20 protein-coding genes and 1 pseudogene are annotated in these 19,589 nt (G+C 60.8%); 12 read left to right on the top strand and 9 right to left on the bottom strand.

Annotated features, from left to right (window positions below):
• Positions 1-921 carry a cysteine synthase A gene (gene cysK, locus AC0L39_RS08800; RefSeq protein ID WP_473257198.1) on the top strand — a complete coding sequence of 307 codons (921 nt, stop codon included), beginning with the start codon at positions 1-3 and terminating at the stop codon, positions 919-921.
• Positions 922-1,071: 150 nt separating this feature from the next.
• Entirely contained in the window at positions 1,072-1,848 is a 777-nt protein-coding gene (locus AC0L39_RS08795) for an aspartyl/asparaginyl beta-hydroxylase domain-containing protein (RefSeq protein ID WP_473257196.1), read from the top strand.
• Positions 1,849-1,918: 70 nt separating this feature from the next.
• Here AC0L39_RS08795 and AC0L39_RS08790 read toward each other — a convergent pair.
• From AC0L39_RS08790 to AC0L39_RS08765, 6 genes and pseudogenes are all read right to left on the bottom strand, one after another.
• A pseudogene (locus AC0L39_RS08790) lies at positions 1,919-3,725 on the bottom strand (acyl-CoA dehydrogenase C-terminal domain-containing protein).
• A 51-nt stretch (positions 3,726-3,776) separates the two neighbouring features.
• Positions 3,777-4,241, bottom strand: coding sequence for a MerR family transcriptional regulator (locus AC0L39_RS08785; protein WP_473257195.1), 465 nt, complete (start codon positions 4,239-4,241; stop codon positions 3,777-3,779).
• Positions 4,242-4,286: 45 nt separating this feature from the next.
• Entirely contained in the window at positions 4,287-4,724 is a 438-nt protein-coding gene (hisI, locus tag AC0L39_RS08780; protein WP_473257193.1) for a phosphoribosyl-AMP cyclohydrolase, read from the bottom strand.
• Positions 4,725-5,065: 341 nt separating this feature from the next.
• Entirely contained in the window at positions 5,066-5,230 is a 165-nt protein-coding gene (locus AC0L39_RS08775; protein WP_473257191.1) for a ComF family protein, read from the bottom strand.
• The gene (locus tag AC0L39_RS08770; protein WP_473257190.1) at positions 5,214-5,606 is read right to left on the bottom strand and encodes a ComF family protein; all 393 of its coding nucleotides are present in this window, start codon (positions 5,604-5,606) and stop codon (positions 5,214-5,216) included. Before AC0L39_RS08770 ends, AC0L39_RS08775 begins: the two co-directional genes overlap by 17 nt.
• Positions 5,584-5,853 (bottom strand): double zinc ribbon domain-containing protein, encoded by a 270-nt coding sequence (locus tag AC0L39_RS08765; protein ID WP_473257188.1) that lies wholly within the window; start codon positions 5,851-5,853, stop codon positions 5,584-5,586. The genes AC0L39_RS08770 and AC0L39_RS08765 overlap by 23 nt, the downstream gene beginning before the upstream one ends.
• Positions 5,854-5,910: 57 nt before the next feature.
• On the opposite strand from AC0L39_RS08765, the gene AC0L39_RS08760 reads away from it, so the two are divergent.
• Complete coding sequence (locus tag AC0L39_RS08760) at positions 5,911-6,663, top strand: class I SAM-dependent methyltransferase (protein ID WP_473257186.1); 753 nt, start codon at positions 5,911-5,913, stop codon at positions 6,661-6,663.
• A gap of 9 nt (positions 6,664-6,672) precedes the next feature.
• Here the strand turns inward: AC0L39_RS08760 and ppdK are convergent, their stop codons facing one another.
• The 3 genes from ppdK to AC0L39_RS08745 all read right to left on the bottom strand — a co-directional run bounded on the left by ppdK (position 6,673) and on the right by AC0L39_RS08745 (position 12,671).
• A complete protein-coding gene (gene ppdK / locus AC0L39_RS08755) occupies positions 6,673-9,342 on the bottom strand; it encodes a pyruvate, phosphate dikinase (RefSeq protein ID WP_473257184.1) in 2,670 nt (889 codons plus the stop codon).
• A 120-nt stretch (positions 9,343-9,462) separates the two neighbouring features.
• Positions 9,463-11,769, bottom strand: a complete 2,307-nt coding sequence (gene glyS, locus AC0L39_RS08750) for a glycine--tRNA ligase subunit beta (RefSeq protein WP_473257182.1) — start codon at positions 11,767-11,769, stop codon at positions 9,463-9,465.
• The gene (locus AC0L39_RS08745; RefSeq protein WP_473257180.1) at positions 11,769-12,671 is read right to left on the bottom strand and encodes a glycine--tRNA ligase subunit alpha; all 903 of its coding nucleotides are present in this window, start codon (positions 12,669-12,671) and stop codon (positions 11,769-11,771) included. Before AC0L39_RS08745 ends, glyS begins: the two co-directional genes overlap by 1 nt.
• Before the next feature lie 464 nt (positions 12,672-13,135).
• Between AC0L39_RS08745 and AC0L39_RS08740 the strand changes: the two genes are divergently transcribed.
• From AC0L39_RS08740 to AC0L39_RS08700, 9 genes are all read left to right on the top strand, one after another.
• Positions 13,136-13,561: a hypothetical protein gene (locus tag AC0L39_RS08740; protein ID WP_473257178.1), complete on the top strand. Its 426-nt coding sequence runs from the start codon at positions 13,136-13,138 to the stop codon at positions 13,559-13,561.
• Complete coding sequence (locus AC0L39_RS08735) at positions 13,558-13,758, top strand: helix-turn-helix transcriptional regulator (RefSeq protein WP_473257177.1); 201 nt, start codon at positions 13,558-13,560, stop codon at positions 13,756-13,758. Before AC0L39_RS08740 ends, AC0L39_RS08735 begins: the two co-directional genes overlap by 4 nt.
• A complete protein-coding gene (locus AC0L39_RS08730) occupies positions 13,755-14,195 on the top strand; it encodes a hypothetical protein (protein WP_473257175.1) in 441 nt (146 codons plus the stop codon). The genes AC0L39_RS08735 and AC0L39_RS08730 overlap by 4 nt, the downstream gene beginning before the upstream one ends.
• A gap of 59 nt (positions 14,196-14,254) precedes the next feature.
• Positions 14,255-15,193 carry a TraB/GumN family protein gene (locus tag AC0L39_RS08725; RefSeq protein WP_473257174.1) on the top strand — a complete coding sequence of 313 codons (939 nt, stop codon included), beginning with the start codon at positions 14,255-14,257 and terminating at the stop codon, positions 15,191-15,193.
• Positions 15,190-16,083, top strand: coding sequence for a TraB/GumN family protein (locus AC0L39_RS08720; protein WP_473257172.1), 894 nt, complete (start codon positions 15,190-15,192; stop codon positions 16,081-16,083). Before AC0L39_RS08725 ends, AC0L39_RS08720 begins: the two co-directional genes overlap by 4 nt.
• 139 nt (positions 16,084-16,222) lie before the next feature.
• The gene (locus tag AC0L39_RS08715) at positions 16,223-16,918 is read left to right on the top strand and encodes a 50S ribosomal protein L25/general stress protein Ctc (protein ID WP_473257171.1); all 696 of its coding nucleotides are present in this window, start codon (positions 16,223-16,225) and stop codon (positions 16,916-16,918) included.
• 243 nt (positions 16,919-17,161) lie between these two features.
• Entirely contained in the window at positions 17,162-17,731 is a 570-nt protein-coding gene (gene pth, locus AC0L39_RS08710) for an aminoacyl-tRNA hydrolase (protein WP_473257169.1), read from the top strand.
• A complete protein-coding gene (locus AC0L39_RS08705; protein WP_473257167.1) occupies positions 17,728-18,546 on the top strand; it encodes a TolB family protein in 819 nt (272 codons plus the stop codon). The genes pth and AC0L39_RS08705 overlap by 4 nt, the downstream gene beginning before the upstream one ends.
• A 41-nt stretch (positions 18,547-18,587) precedes the next feature.
• Complete coding sequence (locus AC0L39_RS08700) at positions 18,588-19,583, top strand: SDR family oxidoreductase (protein WP_473257165.1); 996 nt, start codon at positions 18,588-18,590, stop codon at positions 19,581-19,583.
• The last annotated feature ends 6 nt before the right edge of the window (positions 19,584-19,589 follow it).

The following is a 19,589-nucleotide window of genomic DNA, read 5'->3' as shown; positions in this document are numbered from 1 at the left end:
ATGAAAGCTCACAGCATTCTCGAAACGATCGGCAACACCCCTCACATCCGCCTCTCGCGAATGTTTCCCGATCACGAAGTCTGGCTGAAGTCCGAGCGTGCCAATCCCGGCGGATCGATCAAGGACCGGATCGCGCTAGCCATGGTCGAGGACGCCGAAGGGTCAGGAAAACTCAAGGCAGGCGGCACGATCGTCGAACCGACCAGCGGCAACACCGGCATCGGGTTGGCGATGGTCGCCGCAGTGAAAGGCTACAAGCTGGTGCTGGTCATGCCCGAAAGCATGTCGATTGAACGCCGCCGGTTGATGCTTTCATACGGTGCGACATTCGACCTCACGCCGAAGGAAAAAGGCATGAAAGGCGCAATCCAGCGGGCAAGCGAAATCGTCGAGAAGACGGACGGCGCCTGGATGCCGAGCCAGTTTGAAAATCCCGCCAATGTCGCTGTGCACATGCGCACGACAGCGCAAGAAATCCTGGCAGACTTTGCCGACAACCCTATCGACGTGATGATCACCGGCGTCGGAACCGGCGGCCACCTGACAGGCTGCGCCGAGGAGCTCAAGAAGCACTGGAGCGGCTTCAAGGCCTACGGTGTCGAGCCAGAGGGTTCGCCGGTCATCAATGGCGGTCAGCCGGGCCCGCATCCGATTCAGGGCATCGGCGCTGGCTTCATCCCGGATAACCTCCACACCGACGCCATCGACGGAGCGATCACAGTCGACCCGGACGATGCAAAGGAAATGGCCCGCCGCGCCGCGCGCGAAGAGGGAATGCTGATCGGAATTTCTTCAGGCGCAACCCTCGCTGCGATCGCCAAAAAACTACCTGACCTCGCCGCCGGGACGCGCGTGATGGGCTTTAATTACGACACGGGCGAGCGGTATCTGTCGGTCCCGGATTTCCTGCCTGTGGAGTAGATGCGCTCTCGAACCGATATTATGGTAGGTTCGCAGAAATAGATTGGTCGCCTAGGCGACTTTATCCGATTGCACCCGGTCTGTTGGCCGGTGTGCCAAAAGGTTCGAGAACGTCGTTCAGGGTCGCTGATTGTCTGGGCGGAGGTTACGATGGGATGGTCGAATGGCTTTGGATTGCTCTCGAACAATCCGGGCCGCCCGCTGCATTACCGATTTCTGAAGAAGCGGCGTCACAACGTAAATAGCCTGATTGCCAAGAGCTCGCGGATCTCGAACGATCCGGTCCTTAATCCGGCTGATTTTGAATGGACAAGAAACCTCGAGCAACATTCGAGTGATATCCGCGCGGAAGCTTTGGCGATCTACAGGCACCGCGACGCCATCCCACCGCTACGCGAGATCTCGCCGGACCACCGCCGGATCGTCGAAACCAATCTATGGCGCAGCTTCTTCCTCGTGGGCTATGGACACCGGCAAGAGGAAAACATCGCCCGCGCTCCGCGGACAACTGAACTCGTCAGTCAAATTCCCGGTCTGAATTCCGCCTTCTTTTCCATCCTTGCGCCAGGCGCCGATATCATCCCGCATCGCGGCGTCACCAAGGCATTTATCACGGCGCACCTCGGTCTCGTGGTCCCCAGGGAGCGCGACAAATGCTGGATGCGCGTGGCAGACCAGCGCCTCACATGGCGCGAAGGCCGCTGGCTGATATTCGACGACACTTATGAGCATGAGGTCAGGAACGAAACCGACGAGACTCGGATCATTCTTCTCTGTCAGGTCGAAAGGCCTCTTAGCGCACCCGGATCGTGGATTGCCGCAGGCCTGATGGAATATGTCCGCCGCAGCCAATTCGTACAAGAGGCCAAGAGCAACCTCGCCGACTGGGAAGATGTTTATGCCAAAGCGGAACGGGGTGAAATCTGACAGCAGCGCATGAAGAAGCCCGGCAGGTCCCCACCCACCGGGCTTCTCACAGTGACGATATCGTGTCGGATCAGGCTGCGGTCGCGAATGCGTCTTCCGTCAGCTTCATCATGTTCTCGCTGCCCGCTTCGAGCTTGCGGCGCAATGCGCCTGCGTCTGGCAGGAAGCGTTCGGCGTAATATGCGGCCGAGGTCAGCTTGGCTTCGTAGAAAGCCTTGTCCTCGGGCTCACCCGCCAGCTTGTCCAGCGCAACCCTGGCCATCTTCAGCCAGAAAAAGCCGAGCGTCACGATGCCCATGATGTGCATGTAGTGGTGTGCGCCTGCGCCGAGGTGGTTCGGGTTCTGCATCGCGTTCTGCATGAACCACATGGTCGCAGCCTTCTGCTCACCAAGTGCCTTTTCAAGCTTCTCGGCGATGTCCTTCAGTTCGGCTCGTTTTCTTGGCCGAAGCAATTTCATCATCGAGCATGGCAAAGAATGCCTGGATCGCCTTGCCACCTTTGGAAGCAAGCTTGCGACCGCAAAGGTCCATTGCCTGCACACCGTTGGTACCTTCGTAGATCATGGCGATCCGGCTATCGCGCACGAACTGCTCCATGCCCCATTCCTTGACGTAGCCGTGCCCGCCATAGACCTGTTGCATGTTGTTCGCGATGTCATAGCCCTTGTCGGTGCCGTAGCCCTTGATGACCGGGGTCATCAGCCCGATCAGCTCGTCTGCAGTTTCGCGCTCTTCTTCGGTCTGCGCCTTGTGCGTCAGGTCGACCTGCAGAGCACCCCACAGGCACAGCGCACGCATACCTTCGTTGAACACCTTGGCGTCCATCAGCATCCGGCGAACGTCCGGGTGGACGAAGATCGGATCGGCCTTCGCTTCCGGATCGGCCGGACCGGTCAGCGCGCGGCCCTGACGGCGATCGAGCGCGTAGGTCACGGCGTTCTGGTAAGCGACTTCGGCCTGGGCCAGCCCCTGAAGACCGACACCGAGGCGAGCCGCGTTCATCATGACGAACATCGCGGCGAGCCCGCGGTTCTCTTCGCCCACCATGAAGCCGGTGGCCTCATCATAGTTGAGGACACAGGTCGAGTTGCCGTGGATGCCCATCTTCTTCTCGATGGAGCCGCACGATACGCCGTTGCGCTCACCCGGCTCACCGTTTTCGTCGAGCAGGAATTTCGGCACGATGAAGAGCGAGATACCCTTCGAGCTGTCGGGCGCTCCCGGTGTCTTGGCCAGCACGAGGTGGATGATGTTGCTGGTAAGGTCGTGCTCACCGGCGGAGATGAAAATCTTCGTGCCCGTGATCTTGTATGAACCATCGGCCTGCGGTTCCGCCTTGGTGCGGATCATGCCGAGATCTGTGCCGCAATGCGGCTCGGTCAGGTTCATCGTTCCCGACCATTCACCGGAGATCATCTTGGGAAGGTAGGTGTCTTTCTGCTCCTGCGAACCGGCAGCCTCAATCGCTGCGGTCGCGCCATTGGTCAGGCCCGGATACATCGCAAACGCCTGGTTGGCGGTGCCGGTGAACTCTTCGACTACAAAGCCCAGAACGTGTGGCAGGCCCTGCCCGCCAAACTCTTCCGGCTTGGCCAACGTACCCCAACCGCTTTCGACATAGGCATCGTAGGCTTCCTTGAAGCCATCGGGCGTGGTCACCGAACCATCCGCGTGATGCGTGCAGCCCTGCACGTCGCCAACCTGATTGAGCGGGGCTAGAACCTCCGCACAGAATTTGCCCGCTTCGTTGACGACCGTGTCGATCATGTCAGGCGTCGCATTTTCGAAACCCGGCAGGTTTCCATAGCTGGCAAGGTCGAGCATTTCATTGACGATGAAACGCGTGTCGCGGGTCGGAGCGGTATAGGTTGGCATCGAGTGATCCCCTTGATGGTCGTTTGTTGTTTTGAGATTTCGAGCCCGGCTTCAGCCGAGATCGAGGTTCTGAATGTCGGTTACGAATTCGGTCAATTCCTTGATCGAAGAATCGATATCGGCGCGCTGCGCTTTCAACTTGGCGATATGAGCCTTGCATTTCTCGACCGTGACGCGGCGCTGTTCAACGCGGCCATCGTCGAGATCGTAGAGGTCGATCATCTCGCGGATCTCGGTCAGGCTGAAGCCGACATTCTTCGCCCGCATGATCCATGCGAGCCGCGCGCGGTCACGCTTCGAATAGACGCGGGTCAGGCCGACGCGCGCCGGACTGATCAGTCCTTCGTCTTCGTAGAACCGAAGCGCGCGAGCGGTGCAGCCGAATTCCGACGTCAGGTCGGAGATCGAGAATTGCTCACGCTCATGCTTGTCGGGCCGGTCGAGATGCGCGCCGTTGCGGCGCTGTTCCGAACCGGCGGAGGTGCGTGCGTTTTCGTTTGCGGGTGCGGTAGCCATGAGTGACCGTCTACCTTCCCTTTACGTGAACGTCAAGCCCTGACCTTAACGGGAGATCGGGGAAAGCGCGGTCTCATCGTCCGCTTTCGGATCGAGCTTCCTGTAGAAACAGGATGATGCACCAGTATGGCAAGTCGGCCCTCGCGGAGCCGCCAGGATCACGAGGGCATCCTGGTCGCAATCGATCCGCATCTCTTCCACCAGCAGGAAATTACCCGAGGTTTCGCCCTTAAGCCACAATTCGTCGCGGGACCGCGACCAGAAGTGGACCTTTCCGCTCTCACGCGTCCGAGCCAACGCCTCGTCATTCATGAAAGCCACGACCAGCACTTCATTCGAAGCCGCATCGACGACGACGGCTGTCAGCAGCCCGTTGGGATCGAATCTTGGAGAAAACCGCGCTCCGGATTCGCGTTCCTCTTTCGAAATTGACGATGCGTTCACGGTCCACGACTCCTCTTTTCGTCTCTTATCGATACGCATTGACGTCCAACAGGTCATCAGCTGCGACGATTTGTTGCACTATGACAACAGATGGGGTGCAAAATTGGATGTCACAAAGGTTTCATCTTTCGATTCCGGCTCTCGAATGGAACAAAGCTCCCACGAGCTGTTAAAGGCTCTCCACCGAACACACGGTGCATCATGCGCCAGGTTCAGGGGGTGGTCGGATCAAGGCCCAACAGCGGGGTGTTGGATTGGTCCGATTGAACGATGAGGGATTGGATCCTGATGGCCAAGTTAGGGGGTGGCCATCTGAGCTCTTTAGAGCGGTTCCGCACTTTTTCGTCACGTGGCGCCCGAGGTCTTCATGGCCTCGGGCGTTATGTTTTCAGGGCCCTTTTTTCCGAAATCCCGCCCATTCCCGAGCCATCCACCACACGGGCAAAGCACGCAACCGCAACCGATCTGGCTCCCGCATCGAGCAGCGCATTTATGCATGCGTCGCTGGTTGCGCCGCTCGTAAGAACGTCATCGACAAGGATCACCTCGCGCCCGGAAATCCGGCGCGCGCGAGATGTGCGAGATCGATATAGCACCGGCGAGCGCCTTCTCTCGCGAGTCGCGGCCCAGACCACCAAGACTTGGCGTGCGCTTGCGTCTAGTGAGAGCGTCGACAAGCAACTCGCCCTTGCCCATTCGTTCAAGCTCGCTTGCGAGCAGGGCTGCCTGATTGAAACCGCGATGCCACAGCCGCCAGCGATGCAGCGGAACCGGCACCAGTAGCGGGGCATCGCCATCCGTTGCGGGCAAACGCGCAGCCATCAGCCGCGCGAGCAAGCCGGCAAGCGAGACCTTGCCGCCATGCTTGAAAGCGAGAATGAGCTTTCTCGACGCGTCATTATAGAGCGTCGCCGCATGCACTCCCGAATGGCGCGGCGGATCTGCTTTGCAGACAAAGCATTGTTCCGTGCGGCTGCCTGATTCGTTTCCAAGCGGTACGGTTGCATGCCGCGCAGGCAGGCTCACCGGGGACTTCGAGGTCGCTCCAGCATTCAGCGCACAATCCGCCCTGAATGGCAATCGCATCGCCGCAAAGCGGACAGCGCGGTGGATAGACGAGGTCCACCACAGGGCTAAGCCCGTCTGCGATTTGTGCTGCGACCTTCATGACTTCGACCTCGCACGGCTTGCACTGTGTAGGCAAGCGCGGCAGTGCGCGTGAGCAATGAACAGCGCCCCTCCAACGATTTTCGACCGCGCAAAGGCCAATTCCAAATGGCGCCGCGCCCGCTCTCGCCAGCGGCGTTCCGATGCCGCGACCTACCTTGCCGACGCGATGGCGGAGGACATCTCCGACCGGCTCGATTTCATGCGGTCCGCCGCGAAACTTCCTCTCGTAATCGGCGATGTGACCGGTTCGCTCTCGGCCTCGCTCCAGGATCGGGCAGATTCGCTGTCCGCCGCTTCGCTCGGTGAGTTCGACGAGGAGCGGCCCGCCCCGTTCGAGGCGCATGACCTCATCGTTCACCTGCTTGGCCTCGGCATGGTCAATGACCTTCCCGGAGCGCTGATCCATGCCCGCAATTCACTGACCGAGGGCGGGCTGTTCATGGCCGCCTTTCCCGGAGCCGGGAGCGTTCCCGTCCTCCGCCAGCTTGCGCTCGCCGCCGATGGTGAGCGGCCCGCTGCGCGTGTCCATCCACAAATCGACAACCGTGCCGGGACCGCCTTGCTCGAACGCGCCGGGTTTTCCCGGCAAGTGGTCGACAGCTATCCGATCCGTGTCCGCTTCTCCTCGATAGACCGCCTGATCTCGGACCTCCGCGATCACGGCCTGACCAGCTCGCTTGCCAGCCCCGCCCCGCCGATCACCCGCTCCGGATGGGACAGGGCGCGCGCAGCGTTCGATGCTTTGCGAGAGGACGACGGCAAGGTCACCGAGACTTTCGAAATCCTCACGCTGACGGGGTGGCGCTAGACCCGCGCCTTATGCCTTCAAAGCAGCCTGCGCCGCCGCAAGCCGCGCGATCGGCACCCGGTAAGGCGAGGCGCTGACGTAATCGAGCCCGACCTTCTCGCAGAACGCGATGCTCGCCGGATCACCGCCATGCTCCCCGCAAATGCCCAGCTTGATATCCGGCCGGGTTGCCCTGCCCCGCTCTGCAGCAAGCTCGACCAGTTGGCCGACACCTTCGATATCGAGGCTGACGAACGGATCGCGCGGAAAAATGCCCTTGTCGACATAGGGTGCGAGGAACCGCGCGCTGTCATCCCGTGACACGCCAAGCGTCGTTTGCGTAAGGTCATTCGTGCCGAAGCTGAAAAACTCGCCCTCATCCGCTATCTCACCCGCCATTAGGGCAGCGCGGGGCAATTCGATCATCGTGCCGACGAGATAGTCGACCCGCTCGCCCTGCTCGGCGAACACTTCTTCGGCTACGCGGTCAACCAGCGCGCGCAGCAATTCAAGCTCGCGCTTGGTCGCGACCAGCGGGATCATGATTTCGGGCAGCGGTGCCTCGCCGCTCGATTTTTGCACGGCGCAAACGGCTTCGAAAATGGCGCGCGCCTGCATCTCGTAGATTTCCGGGAAGGTAATCCCGAGGCGGCAGCCGCGGTGGCCGAGCATCGGGTTGAATTCATGCAGCTCGCCCGCACGGCGCTTCAAGTGATCGACGCCCAGACCGGTCGCATCGGCCAGTTCTTCGAAATCCTCGTCCTGCGTGGGAAGGAATTCGTGCAGCGGCGGATCGAGCAGGCGGATCGTGCAAGGCAGCCCGGTCATCACCTCGAAAATCCCGGTGAAATCGGCACGCTGTTCAGGCAGCAGCATCTCCAGCGCCTTGCGCCGGCCTTTCTCGTCCTCGGCAAGGATCATCTGGCGCACCGCGCTGATCCGGCCCGCATCGAAGAACATGTGCTCGGTTCGGCACAGCCCGATGCCCTCTGCCCCGAACTGCCGTGCCATCCGGCAATCGTCGGGCGTTTCTGCGTTAGTGCGCACCTTCATCCGGCGCAGCTTGTCCGCCCACACCATCAATGTGCCGAAATCGCCTGCAAGCTCGGGCTTCACGGTCGGCACGATGCCGAGCATCACCTGTCCGTTTGCGCCGTCGAGCGTGATTTCATCGCCTTCTTTCAGTTGCTTGTCGCCGATCCGCAGCGTCCGCGTCTTGCGGTCAATCGTCACGCCGCTTGCGCCTGATACGCAGGGCCTGCCCATGCCGCGAGCGACAACTGCGGCATGTGACGTCATGCCGCCACGCGCGGTCAGAATGCCCTGCGCCGCATGCATACCGTGAATGTCCTCCGGGCTGGTTTCGACCCGGACAAGGATCACCTTGTCACCGCGCTGCGACCATTGCTCGGCCGCGTCGGCATCGAGAACGATCTTGCCCGCCGCCGCGCCCGGCGATGCGGGCAATCCGGTTGTGAGCACGTCGCGCCTGGCTTCGGGATCGAGCGTCGGGTGCAGCAACTGATCGAGCGCCATCGGATCGACGCGGCGCACCGCCTCGCGCTCATCGATCAGCCCTTCGTTCACCATCTCGACTGCCATCTTGAGCGCAGCCTTCGCGGTCCGCTTGCCCGAGCGGGTTTGCAGCATCCAGAGCTTGCCGCGCTCCACGGTAAACTCGATGTCCTGCATGTCCTTGTAATGACGCTCTAACAGGTCGAACACGCGGGCCAGCTCGCCGTAGGCCTCGGGCATCGCCTCTTCCATGCTGAGCGGTTTCGCTCCTGCTGCGTCCCGTGCTGCCTTGGTCAGATATTGCGGAGTGCGGATGCCGGCGACCACGTCTTCGCCCTGCGCGTTGATCAGGTATTCACCGTAATAGGAGCGCACACCGGTTGCCGGATCGCGGGTAAAGGCGACGCCAGTCGCGCTGGTGTCGCCCATGTTTCCGAACACCATCGCCTGCACGTTGACCGCCGTGCCCATGTCGTGCGGGATATCGTTGAGGCGGCGGTAAATCTTGGCGCGCTCGGTATCCCAGCTGTCGAACACCGCGCCGATTGCACCCCATAGCTGGGCTTGCGCATCCTGCGGAAACGGTTCGCCCAGCTCGCGCTCGACGATGGCCTTGAACTCGCCCACAAGCTCGCGCCATTCATCGGCGGACAGCTCGGTATCGGCGTAATAGCCGTTGTCTTCCTTTCTGATTTCGAGGACTTCCTCGAACAGGCCGTGATCGACGCCCAGGACGACATCGGAATACATCTGGATGAACCGGCGATAGGAATCCCAGGCAAACCGTTCATCCTCGCTGGTCTTCGCGAGGCCTTCGACCGTCTCGTCATTGAGGCCAAGGTTCAGCACCGTGTCCATCATGCCGGGCATCGAAATCGCCGCGCCTGACCGGACCGAGACGAGCAGCGGGTCCGCCGCGTCGCCGAAATCCTTGCCGACCGCGCGTTCGATATGCGCGACTGCCTTTGCGACCGAAGCTTTCAGATCATCGTCGAAGGTCTTGTCGCCAGCGAGATATTCGAGGCACTGCTCGGTCGTGATGGTGAAGCCAGGAGGGACCGGCAGCCCGATGCTCGCCATTTCGGCAAGGTTCGCGCCCTTGCCCCCGGTAACGGTCTTGTCGCCCTGCCGCGGATCGTCGTGAGCCGCGTCGCCGCCGAAATGATAGACCGTTTGCTGCGACATTTAATTTCCTACTTTGCTTGACACATTGTCCAACATGTCACCCTATCAAAACACGTTTAAGCGACTGTATTTATTGCTTAATCACGATGTTGGATACGCATGACAACTGTCCAACACGCCTCACCCCTCGATGCGGCTGAAATCGGCGACATTGTGGACGGCATCGCGGAACCGCGCGAGCAGGGCAAGGCGGGCGGCGCGTTTGTCCTGATCGGGGTCATTAACTGTTACATCCTCAAAGAAAGCGTCGATCGGCGCGCGCAAGGATGCGAGCGCGGCCATGGCGGCCTCGAAGTCTTCATCCTCAATGGCTCGCGAGGCCGTGGGTTCCGCTTCGCCAAGCGCATCGATCAGGGCCTTTTCGAGCGCTTCGGGCGAGTAGGAAAGCGGATTGGTTTCCGCCGTGGCGGCGACAACAGCATCGAATTCCGGCTTGCCCGCAAGCGCCAGCGGGTCTTCCTCGCCGGTGTGCTCGGGCTCGTTGGAGGCGGAGGCGTCCCAGTCTTCCTTCTTGAGGATATTGGCCGCGCGCTTGTAGCCTGCGAGGAGATTGGTGCCGTTATCCGTTTCGACAAAGGCCTGGAGCGCCTTCACGCGGGCGAGCAGGCGGACGAGATCGTCCTCGCCGCCGAGTGCGAACACTGCGTCGATGAGATCATGACGGACGCCCGCCTCGCGCTGCTGGACCTTGAGGCGGTCGGCGAAGAAGTCGAGGAACGGCTTGTCGGACCGACCAAACCCATCAACGAAGTCTTTCACATCTGGCCGCGCCAGAAATTTCGCTCGGTACGCTGGATCAGTAACGAGGTGGGACGATGTTCCAGCGCGCGAGAGCGCATCAGCATCTGAAGTTGCCTGACTTGACATTTCAGCGAAAACCCAGCGAGTCACGTGATCCTGCAGTGCCATCGCGTGGAAAGGCAAAAGCCGCAGACGGATATTATTTTTTGACACGATGCGAATAACACCAAGTGCTGCTCGACGAAGCGCAAAGGGATCACTCGACCCCGTCGGTGGCTGACGAATTCCGAAGAACCCGACCAGCGTATCCAGCTTATCCGCCAGCGACACCGCCACACTAACCGGCGCGGTCGGCACTTCATCGCCCTGCCCCACCGGCTTGTAGTGATCGCGGATCGCGTCGGAAACCTCTTGCGGCAGGCCTTCCTTCTCGGCGTAGTACCCGCCCATCAGGCCCTGCAATTCGGGAAATTCCCCGACCATCTCGGTAACGAGATCGGCCTTGGCGAGCCTTGCGGCCTGTTCGGCTAGGTCCGGGTCGGCGCTGACGATGCCTTCTTCGCACAGCCAGCGCGCCAGCTTCGCCACCCGGTCCACCTTGTCGGCGACGGTGCCAAGCTTCTCGTGGAAAGTGATACGCTCAAGCTTCTTGGCATTCTCGGCTAGCGGCGTTTTCTGGTCGAGTTCCCAGAAGAACCGCGCATCGCTCAGGCGCGCGGCGAGGACCTTGCGGTTGCCGTCGACCACCACTTCGGGATGGGTCGCGGCGATGTTGGCGGTGCACACGAAGGCGTTGGCGAGGCGGTTCTGGCCGTCATTCGCAGCGTCCTCGCACACGAAATACTTCTGGTTCACTCGCGCCGTCAGCTGGATCACTTCGGGCGGAACGTCGAGGTAGTCCTCATCGAAGCGTCCGAGCAGCGGCACGGGCCATTCGGTCAGGCCAGCATTCTCGATCACCAGCCCCTCATCCTCAACCAGCACGAGGCCCGCTGCTTCGGCGGCTGCCTTTGCGCCGTCGCGGATCATCGTCTCACGCTCTTCGTGATCGACAATAACCGATGCTGCGCGCAGCTTGGCGGCGTAGTCATCCGCGCTATCGACAATAATCGCGCCGTCGGAGTGGAAGCGGTGGCCGAGTGTTTCGCGCCCGGTCGCAAGGCCGTCCATGATGCACGGCACGACCTCGCCATCGAGCAGCGCAACGATGCCCGAAAGCGGGCGCACCCAACGAAGGCTCTCGCTCGAAAGTGAGGCCTCGCCCCAGCGCATCGATTTGGGCCAGGAGAAGTCACGGATGATGTTGGTGATGGCGTTGGCGAGCAGGTCGGCAACCGCCTGTCCGGGTCGCTCGATCACCGCAAAATACGTCGCGCGCCCCTTCACTTCGCGCGTCTCGAGCTGTCCGCGCGTCACGCCGTTCTTGCGGCAGAACCCGTCCACTGCCTCATCGGGCGCGCTTACCGGAGGCCCCTTGGCCTCCTCGCGCACAGCCTCGGTTTCGGTCGGTAGGTCCTTCGCGATCAGGGCAAGCCTGCGCGGGGTCGACCATACGGTAAGGTCTCCCACGGCAACGCCAGAGGCGTCCATCTCACGGCAGAACAGCTTTTCAAGCTCGGCGCGCGCGCCTTTTTGCATTCGCGCTGGGATTTCTTCGGAGCGCAGTTCAAGCAGGAAATCGGCCATCAGACGAGGCTCCATCCCGGAAACTTCGCTTCCCATGTCGGGGCCATCTGCTTGGCATATGTCTCGCAGGATGAGCGCGCCAGATCGCGGACCCGGCCCATATAGCTCGCCCGTTCCTGCACGCTGATCACGCCGCGGGCCTGCAACAAGTTGAAGATATGGCTTGCCTCGACCGCCTGCTCATAGGCCGCAATCGGCACGTCATTGGCAAGCGCGTTGCGGCACTCCGCCTCTGCCTTGGCGAACAGGTCGAACAGCGCATCGGTGTCCGCGACCTCGAAGTTCCATTTCGACATCTGCTTCTCGTTTTCGAGGAAAACCTCGCCATACGAAACGCCGCGTCCATTGAAATCGAGATCGAACACGTCGTCGACGCCCTGGATATACATGGCGAGCCGTTCCAGCCCGTAGGTCAGCTCGCCCGCAACCGGCTTGCAGTCGAAACCGCCCATCTGCTGAAAATAGGTGAACTGAGTAACTTCCATCCCGTCGCACCAGACCTCCCAGCCCAGCCCCCATGCGCCAAGTGTCGGCGATTCCCAATCGTCCTCGACGAAGCGGATATCGTGTTTGAGCGGATCGATCCCGATTGCTATCAAGCTGTCGAGATACCGCTCCTGTATGTCGGCTGGCGATGGCTTCAGGATGACCTGGTACTGGTAGTAATGCTGCAGCCGGTTCGGGTTTTCGCCATAGCGCCCGTCGGTCGGGCGGCGGCAGGGCTGCACAAATGCGGCGTTCCAGGGCTCCGGACCGAGCGCGCGCAAGGTGGTCGCAGTGTGGAACGTGCCCGCTCCCATGCGCATGTCATAAGGTTGCAGGATCACACAGCCCGCAGCGGACCAGAAATCGTGCAGGGTCAGGATCATGTCCTGAAACGAACGGGTCGGATCGCGCGTCATCGCGGACGAGTCGCGCGTAGCGGTTTTTACCTCGGATTCCATGGCCCGAGGCTTTGGCGGATGGCCCCATCAGCGTCAATGCCGCAGCGCAGCAACAGCTGGAATTGCACACCTGAAACTCCCGGAAAACTGCAGCTTTTGTCATGCCAACATTACCAAATGTCAGGTTGTATTGACATAGTCAGCGAAACGCGACATAAAGTAAGGGTAACCTGACATCGTGTCGGGATAGCCTGATGGCGGTTCTCGCGCTGCCCCCTGCCTCCGCAGCTGTCATGCACAAACCGATTTCGAGCCACACCTAGACCCTGAATCACCGCCAATTCAGCACAGCCAAAAGGAGTAATTGCAATGACCTACAATCAATCAGGCTTGCTGGTTAGAGCGCTGGCCAGCGCAACGTTCCTGTTCGCCGGATATGGAGTTGGCAGCCTTGTCGTAACGATCATTCGGGCGGTGCTGTGATGTTCTGGAGTGCAAGCCGCGATCGGCAAATGCTTGTAGCGGACGTCAGTTTTGCCCTGATGGGCATCGTCAGCACGTTTGGGCTTATCGTCGACTCATTCGACCCCACTCCAACTCCCGCTTCCGCTCCTGAGCCATGGTTGACCGGCATCGGGGCCGTTGCACTGATGCTTGGCGTTGGCCTGATACTTACGAAGATTGCCAGCCTCGATCGAAAGCGCTCGGAGGAGTACACTTTTCAGCTTCTCGCCAACGCGGCGGTTGTGTCCGTCATGACAACGCTCATTGTTTCTTTCGCGTGGTCCAACGATTTGCTGCTTGGTCGATGGTTGGGCGAACCAAGCCTGAGCCAAATTCAAGCCCTCATACTTGGTAGCTGGGCGGTCGGCTATTTCACCTATCGCTTCAGAGGCGTTGGCGAGTGAAGAACCGCCTCAAAGTCCTGCGTGCCGAACGCGACTGGAGCCAGGCCGAACTCGCAGGGCGCCTCGATGTATCGCGGCAGGCGGTCAATGCGATCGAGACCGGCAAGCATGACCCGTCCTTGCCGCTCGCGTTCCGCATTTCTCGCTTATTCGACATGCCCATTGAAGAGATCTTCGACGACGGAGAAAAATCGTGAACCAGGAACTCAACCCGGGCGAGGCCCGCACGAAGGCTCGCCAGCGCCGCCAAGTGACTTTTCTCGTTGTCTCGGGCCTGATCGGCGGACTTATCGGTTTCTTCGTATCCTTCTTCGACCAAGGCGGGGGCAACCTGTTTAGCGGCGATTGGGAACAATTGTCACTGCCGCCCGGCATTGCTATTGGGCTCGCGCTTGCGCTCGCGCTGGCACTGCTGGCCCTCCCGCTCTGGGCTTTTGGACAAATCGACGACTACAAACGCGAACAAAACCTGATTGGATTTGCCGGCGGCTGCATGGCGGTTGTCGCAGGCTTTCCCATCTGGGCTGTCCTCTATGCGGGCGGTTTCGTGCCGCCGCCCCACGCTTTCGGAATATTCGCCATTGCGGTTGTCTCGATGCTCGCCGCTTTCCTCTACGCCAGATGGCGACTGTAAATCCCGTCGACTTACAAGGGCCACCGAACTATATCCGTCTCAAACGAAAGGACATTTCCATGAAATTCAATGCACTGCTCTGTTCAACCGTTTGCGCGTTCGCCCTGTTCGCGCGGGCTCCTGCAATCGCACAGGAAGCGGACGCCGCTGCGGCCGGCCAGATTGAAGGGGCCAAAGCTACCGAAGCACAGCCCGGTGCCCCCGCACTGTGGGAAGTTTCCGACGAGGATACTACGATCTACCTGTTCGGCACGGTGCACATGCTGCCTGACGATGTTCAATGGTACACCGGCCCTGTAAAAGACGCGCTTTCGAGCTCCGGCTCGCTCGTGACCGAGATCGACATGAACCCCGAACTCGCTGCGAGCATGGGGCAGTTTGTGGCTCAGAAAGGTATGCTGACCGACGGACAGACGCTGCGCGGCCTGATGACCGACGAACAGCGCGCAACCTACGAAGCGGGTCTTGCGAAGATCAACATTCCCGCCGCCGCCTTCGACGGGATGGAGCCGTGGCTAGCCTCCATCGCCATGCTCCAGATCGTGACGCAGGCATCGGGCTTCAGCGAAGATAAGGGCGTCGAGAAGGTGCTCGAATCCACCATCGCCGAGGGAACCGAACGGCTGGCGCTGGAGACGATCGAGTTCCAGATCTCGATCTTCGACGAATTGCCGGTGGATCAGCAGATTCTCTTCCTGCTTGAAGGGGCCGAGGACCCGATGGCAGGGATTGAGACGCTGAACCAGCTGATCACCGAATGGGCAGAAGGCGACGTGGAATCGCTGGGTGAACTGATGAACGAGGGCTTCCTCGCGCATCCGAACCTCGCCGAGAAGCTGCTTTACGAGCGCAATGAGAACTGGGCGGAATGGATCGACACCCGCATGGACGATCCGGGCACGGTCTTCATCGCTGTCGGCGCGGGTCACCTGGCGGGCGAGCGCAGCGTTCAGGATTACCTTGCGACCCGCTGGATCACTGTCGACCGGGTGCAATGATACGCACTCGTCCTGCTTTCCTTGCGGCGTTGCTCTTCACGCTGGCGATAGCCGGTTGCTCAGAAGCGCCGCAGGAATTGCAGGGCGATGCGAACCCTCTCTTCTATGAAATCGCGAACGCTGACGGCACGGTCGAGGGGTGGATGCTGGGCACGATCCACGCCCTTCCCGATGATACGCAGTGGCGCACGCCCATTATCGAGGGCGTCATAGGCGAAGCGGACTATCTCATAGTCGAGATCGCCGGGCTGGAAGATGGCGACGCTATCGCTCGCACATTTCGGCATCTCGCAACAACTCCAGGACAGGCCGACCTTCCCTCGAGGATCGAGCCCGACCTGCGCCCGGCGCTCACCGACTTGATCGAGCGCTCGAGTTTCTCAAGCGATGACTTCCGATCGACCGAGACCTGGGCAGCGGCGCTTATGCTTGCGCGAGTGGTGGCGACCGGCGATCCTGCAAACGGAGTGGACCGCGCGGTGATCCGCGACTTCACCGGGCGCGAAGTGCGCGAATTCGAAGGCGCGATGACACAGCTTGGCATTTTCGATGGCCTGTCCGAAAAGGACCAGCGCGATCTGCTCGAAGGGGTGCTGATCGAAGCAGATGAGCTGCGCGAACGCCCCGATCGGCTGCGCACCGCGTGGCTTACCGGGGATACCGAAATCCTGGAGGAAGCCACCCGCACCGGGATCATGGCCGATCCCGAGCTGCACGATGCGCTGATCGTGAAGCGCAACCGCAAGTGGGTCGACATGCTCTTGCGTGATCTGGATGCGGCGCCCCGCCCGCTCGTCGCGGTCGGCACCGGGCATCTCGTCGGCAAAGACAGCCTTGTGGAACTGCTCGAAGAACGCGGATACCGCGTCAGGCGGCTGGGTCAGCGATGATCGACCGATAATGCCGGGCGAGTAATTCCTTGCCAATTGCCGGTCCTGCCGGTAGGGGCGCGCTCTTCGGTGTCTTGGTCATCCCTGGAGGCGGCCACCGATAACACAAATCTAACAAAGCATTCGAAAGGCTTGTATCATGAGCGACGCTCTTACACTGCCGGCCGAAGCGCGCGAACGGGCAGGCAAGGGAGCCTCCCGTGCACTTCGCCGCGAAGGTCGGGTCCCCGCTGTCATCTACGGCGGCAAGGAAGAACCCACTCCCATTCATCTCGAAGCGAAAGAACTGGTCCGGCTCCTTAACACCGGTCATTTCATGAATTCGATCGTCCAAGTCGAAGTCGGCGGGAAAAAGGTTCGCACCATTCCCAAGGATGTCGCTCTGCATCCGGTCTCGGATCGGCAGACCCACGTCGATTTTCTGCGCCTTTCGAAGGACGCGAAGATCGAAGTCCAGATTCCGGTTGTCTTCATCGACGAGAAACTCTCGCCCGGTCTGGAAAAGGGCGGCGTTCTGAACGTGGTCCGCCACGATCTCGACCTTATCTGCGCTTCGGACAAGATTCCCGACCAGATCGAAATCTCGGTCGAGGGCAAGGAAGTCGGCGATTCCATTCACATCAGTGAAGTGAGCCTGCCCGACGGTGCGGAAAGCGCGATCACCGACCGCGATTACACCATTGCCACGCTCGTTGCTCCTTCGGCTCTCAAGAAGGAAGAAGAAGAAGGCACCGAGGACGAGGAAGTCCCGGCAGATGGCGTTGCAGCCACCGAACAGGGTCCGGATGCGGATGCTGCCGAGGAACAGGAAGACAAGGCGCCCGACGGCGAGTAATCTTCCGATTTCCAGTACGCGAAATCACCAAGGCGCCGGGCTGGGAAACCAGTCCGGCGTTTTGCTTTTGTCCGCACGCCTTGCGGGCCTTGCTCCGAGACTATGCCAGCGGCCTTGAATTGATGCGAGCCGAAGGTGAGCCAGCATGCGACCGCGCGCCGCGGCTTATGCCGCGAAGCCAAGCGGCGTGGATGCGCTGTGCCCGGCGCTTGAGGGGCAAGCAAAGCCTGCTAATGGAAGACGATGCAAATCTGGACTGGCCTTGGAAATCCCGGACCGCGCTATGCGATGCACCGGCACAATATCGGCTTCATGGCGTGCGACGTCATCGCTGAAATGCACAGCTTTGGGCCAGTGCAGAAGAAGTTTTCCGGCTGGGTGCAGGAAGGCCGCATCGGCAGTGAGAAAATCCTGCTTTTGAAACCTGCGACTTTCATGAATGAAAGCGGGCGAAGCGTCGGTGAGGCTTTGCGGTTCTACAAACTCGACACCGATGCGCTCACCGTGTTCCACGACGAACTCGACCTTGCCCCGTTCAAGGTCAAGGTGAAGGAAGGCGGCGGCCATGCCGGTCACAACGGCCTGCGCTCGATCGACCAGCATCTCGGCGCGGATTTTCGCCGGGTGCGGATCGGCATCGGCCATCCGGGCCACAAGGACCGCGTGACCGGATATGTGCTCGGCAATTACGCCAAGGACGAACAGGACGACCTTGTGCAAATGCTCGGGGCGATCGGATCGGAAGCGCAATGGCTGGCGCAGGGCGATAACCCGCGTTTCATGAGCGAAGTGGCGTTGAGGCTGCAGGAATGACGAAGCGGCTCGCAGCGATTTCTTGCTTGCTGCTCGCTTCGTGTGTGACGATTGCCTCGCACGACCGGATTGATCTCGACCGATTTCAAAGTCCCCTCCCCGATTTCGGCCTGACCAAAGGACCGGACGCTTGGTATCTTTCCCGAATGGACGGCCCTTTCGGAACGAATGCGGGCTCGACGCTCTGGCGCTATCCCTTGGAAGACGGTCCACCGGAACCGGCGACATTCGGCACGAGCACGAACGCAGGCCGTGACTTTTCTTGGGACGGGCGCTCGGGACATGGATGTTTCGTGCGAGACGCCGATATCTGGTGCGCGCAATGGTCCGGTTCTGAATGGGTCAAAGCCGAGCGCCTGCCCTACCCCGTCAACACCCCGGATTACGAAGCCAGCCCGCACTTCGATACGGGCGGCAATCTCTATTTTGCGTCGGTTCGAGCAGACGGTGCGGGGCAAGGCGACATTTACAGGGCCAGGCTCGAAGGCGGCGCCTGGCGCGTCACGATGCTCGGTCCGGCAATCAACAGCGCAACAGGCGAATGGAACCTCGCCCTTTCTCCCGACGCTCAGATCATGGTGTTCGAAGCATCAGGAAGAGCTGACAATCGCGCCCCTTCCGGAGACCTGTATCTTGCCTGCCGTACGGCCAGCGGATGGAGCGAGGCAATGCCAATGGACGCGCTCAATACAGACGGCAGCGATCTCGATTTTCGCTTCACCGGACTGCGCGAAGGCGTGTTCACAAGCGCACAGATCGGCGGCGACGGTGCGCTGCGCTACGCCGGACCGGAGAATTTCGAAGACTGTGATTAATCGCCGCACATGATAGGATCGCTCAAACAGGAGCCTCAAGCATGACCCAGATGAACCGCCGTACCCTGCTTGCCGGAGCCGCCGCGACCGGCGCGCTTGCTGCAACCGCCACGATTTCGGCGCAGGACATGCTCACCGCGACCCCCGACCTCAGCGGCAAGAGCGTGCTAATCACCGGGTGCTCGAGCGGTTTCGGACGCCTTTCAGCGGAGCATTTTGCGCGAGCAGGAGCGAAGGTGTTTGCGACCATGCGCGGTACGCCCCGGCCAGAGGCTGAGGAACTGACGGCATTGGCGCAGCGGGATGATCTCGATATCGAGGTGCTGCGCCTCGACGTGCTCCAGCAGAACGAGATCGACGACGCCGTCTCCTACGCAGAAGCCCAGGTCGGCGGGGGCATCGATGTGCTGGTAAACAATGCCGGGATCGGCATCACGTCTCCGGTCGAAGTGCAGGACATGGCTGCGACCGAGCTGATTTTCGGAACCAACGTGTTCGGCCCGCACCGCATGGCGCGCGCGGTGCTACCGGGAATGCGCGCAAAGGGATCGGGGCAGATCTTCCAGATTTCCTCGCAGCTAGGCCGCGTGATCGTGCCATATTCGGGGCATTATTCGGCGACCAAGTTCGCGCTGGAAGCAATGGGCGAGCAGCTCGCCTACGAACTGGTCCCGCACAATATAGATGTCACGATCATCGAACCGGGCGGTTACCCGACCAAGGTGTGGGTGAACCGCAACGCCTACTCGGCCGAGCTAAAGGAGCGCGCTGCCGAAATCCACAAGGCCGGATACCCCCGCGCGGTCGCTCGCATGGGCAGCGAGGATGGGTCTGGCCGCAGCGCCGATCCGATGGATGTGCCGCGCGCAATGGCCAAACTGATCGCTGCGCCATCCGGCACCCGCCCGCTGCGCCTTGCCGTCCATCCCGGCAACAAGCCGCAAATCCCGATCAACGAGCTGACCGCCAAGGTCCAGACCGACTGGCTCGGGCAAAGCGGCTATGGCCCGCTCATCAATGCAGTGCATTCACGCTGAAGCTCT

The sequence above is a fragment of the Erythrobacter sp. K21-9 genome, from assembly GCF_055808355.1.
This window is presented reverse-complemented; position numbering and strand designations above follow the sequence as displayed.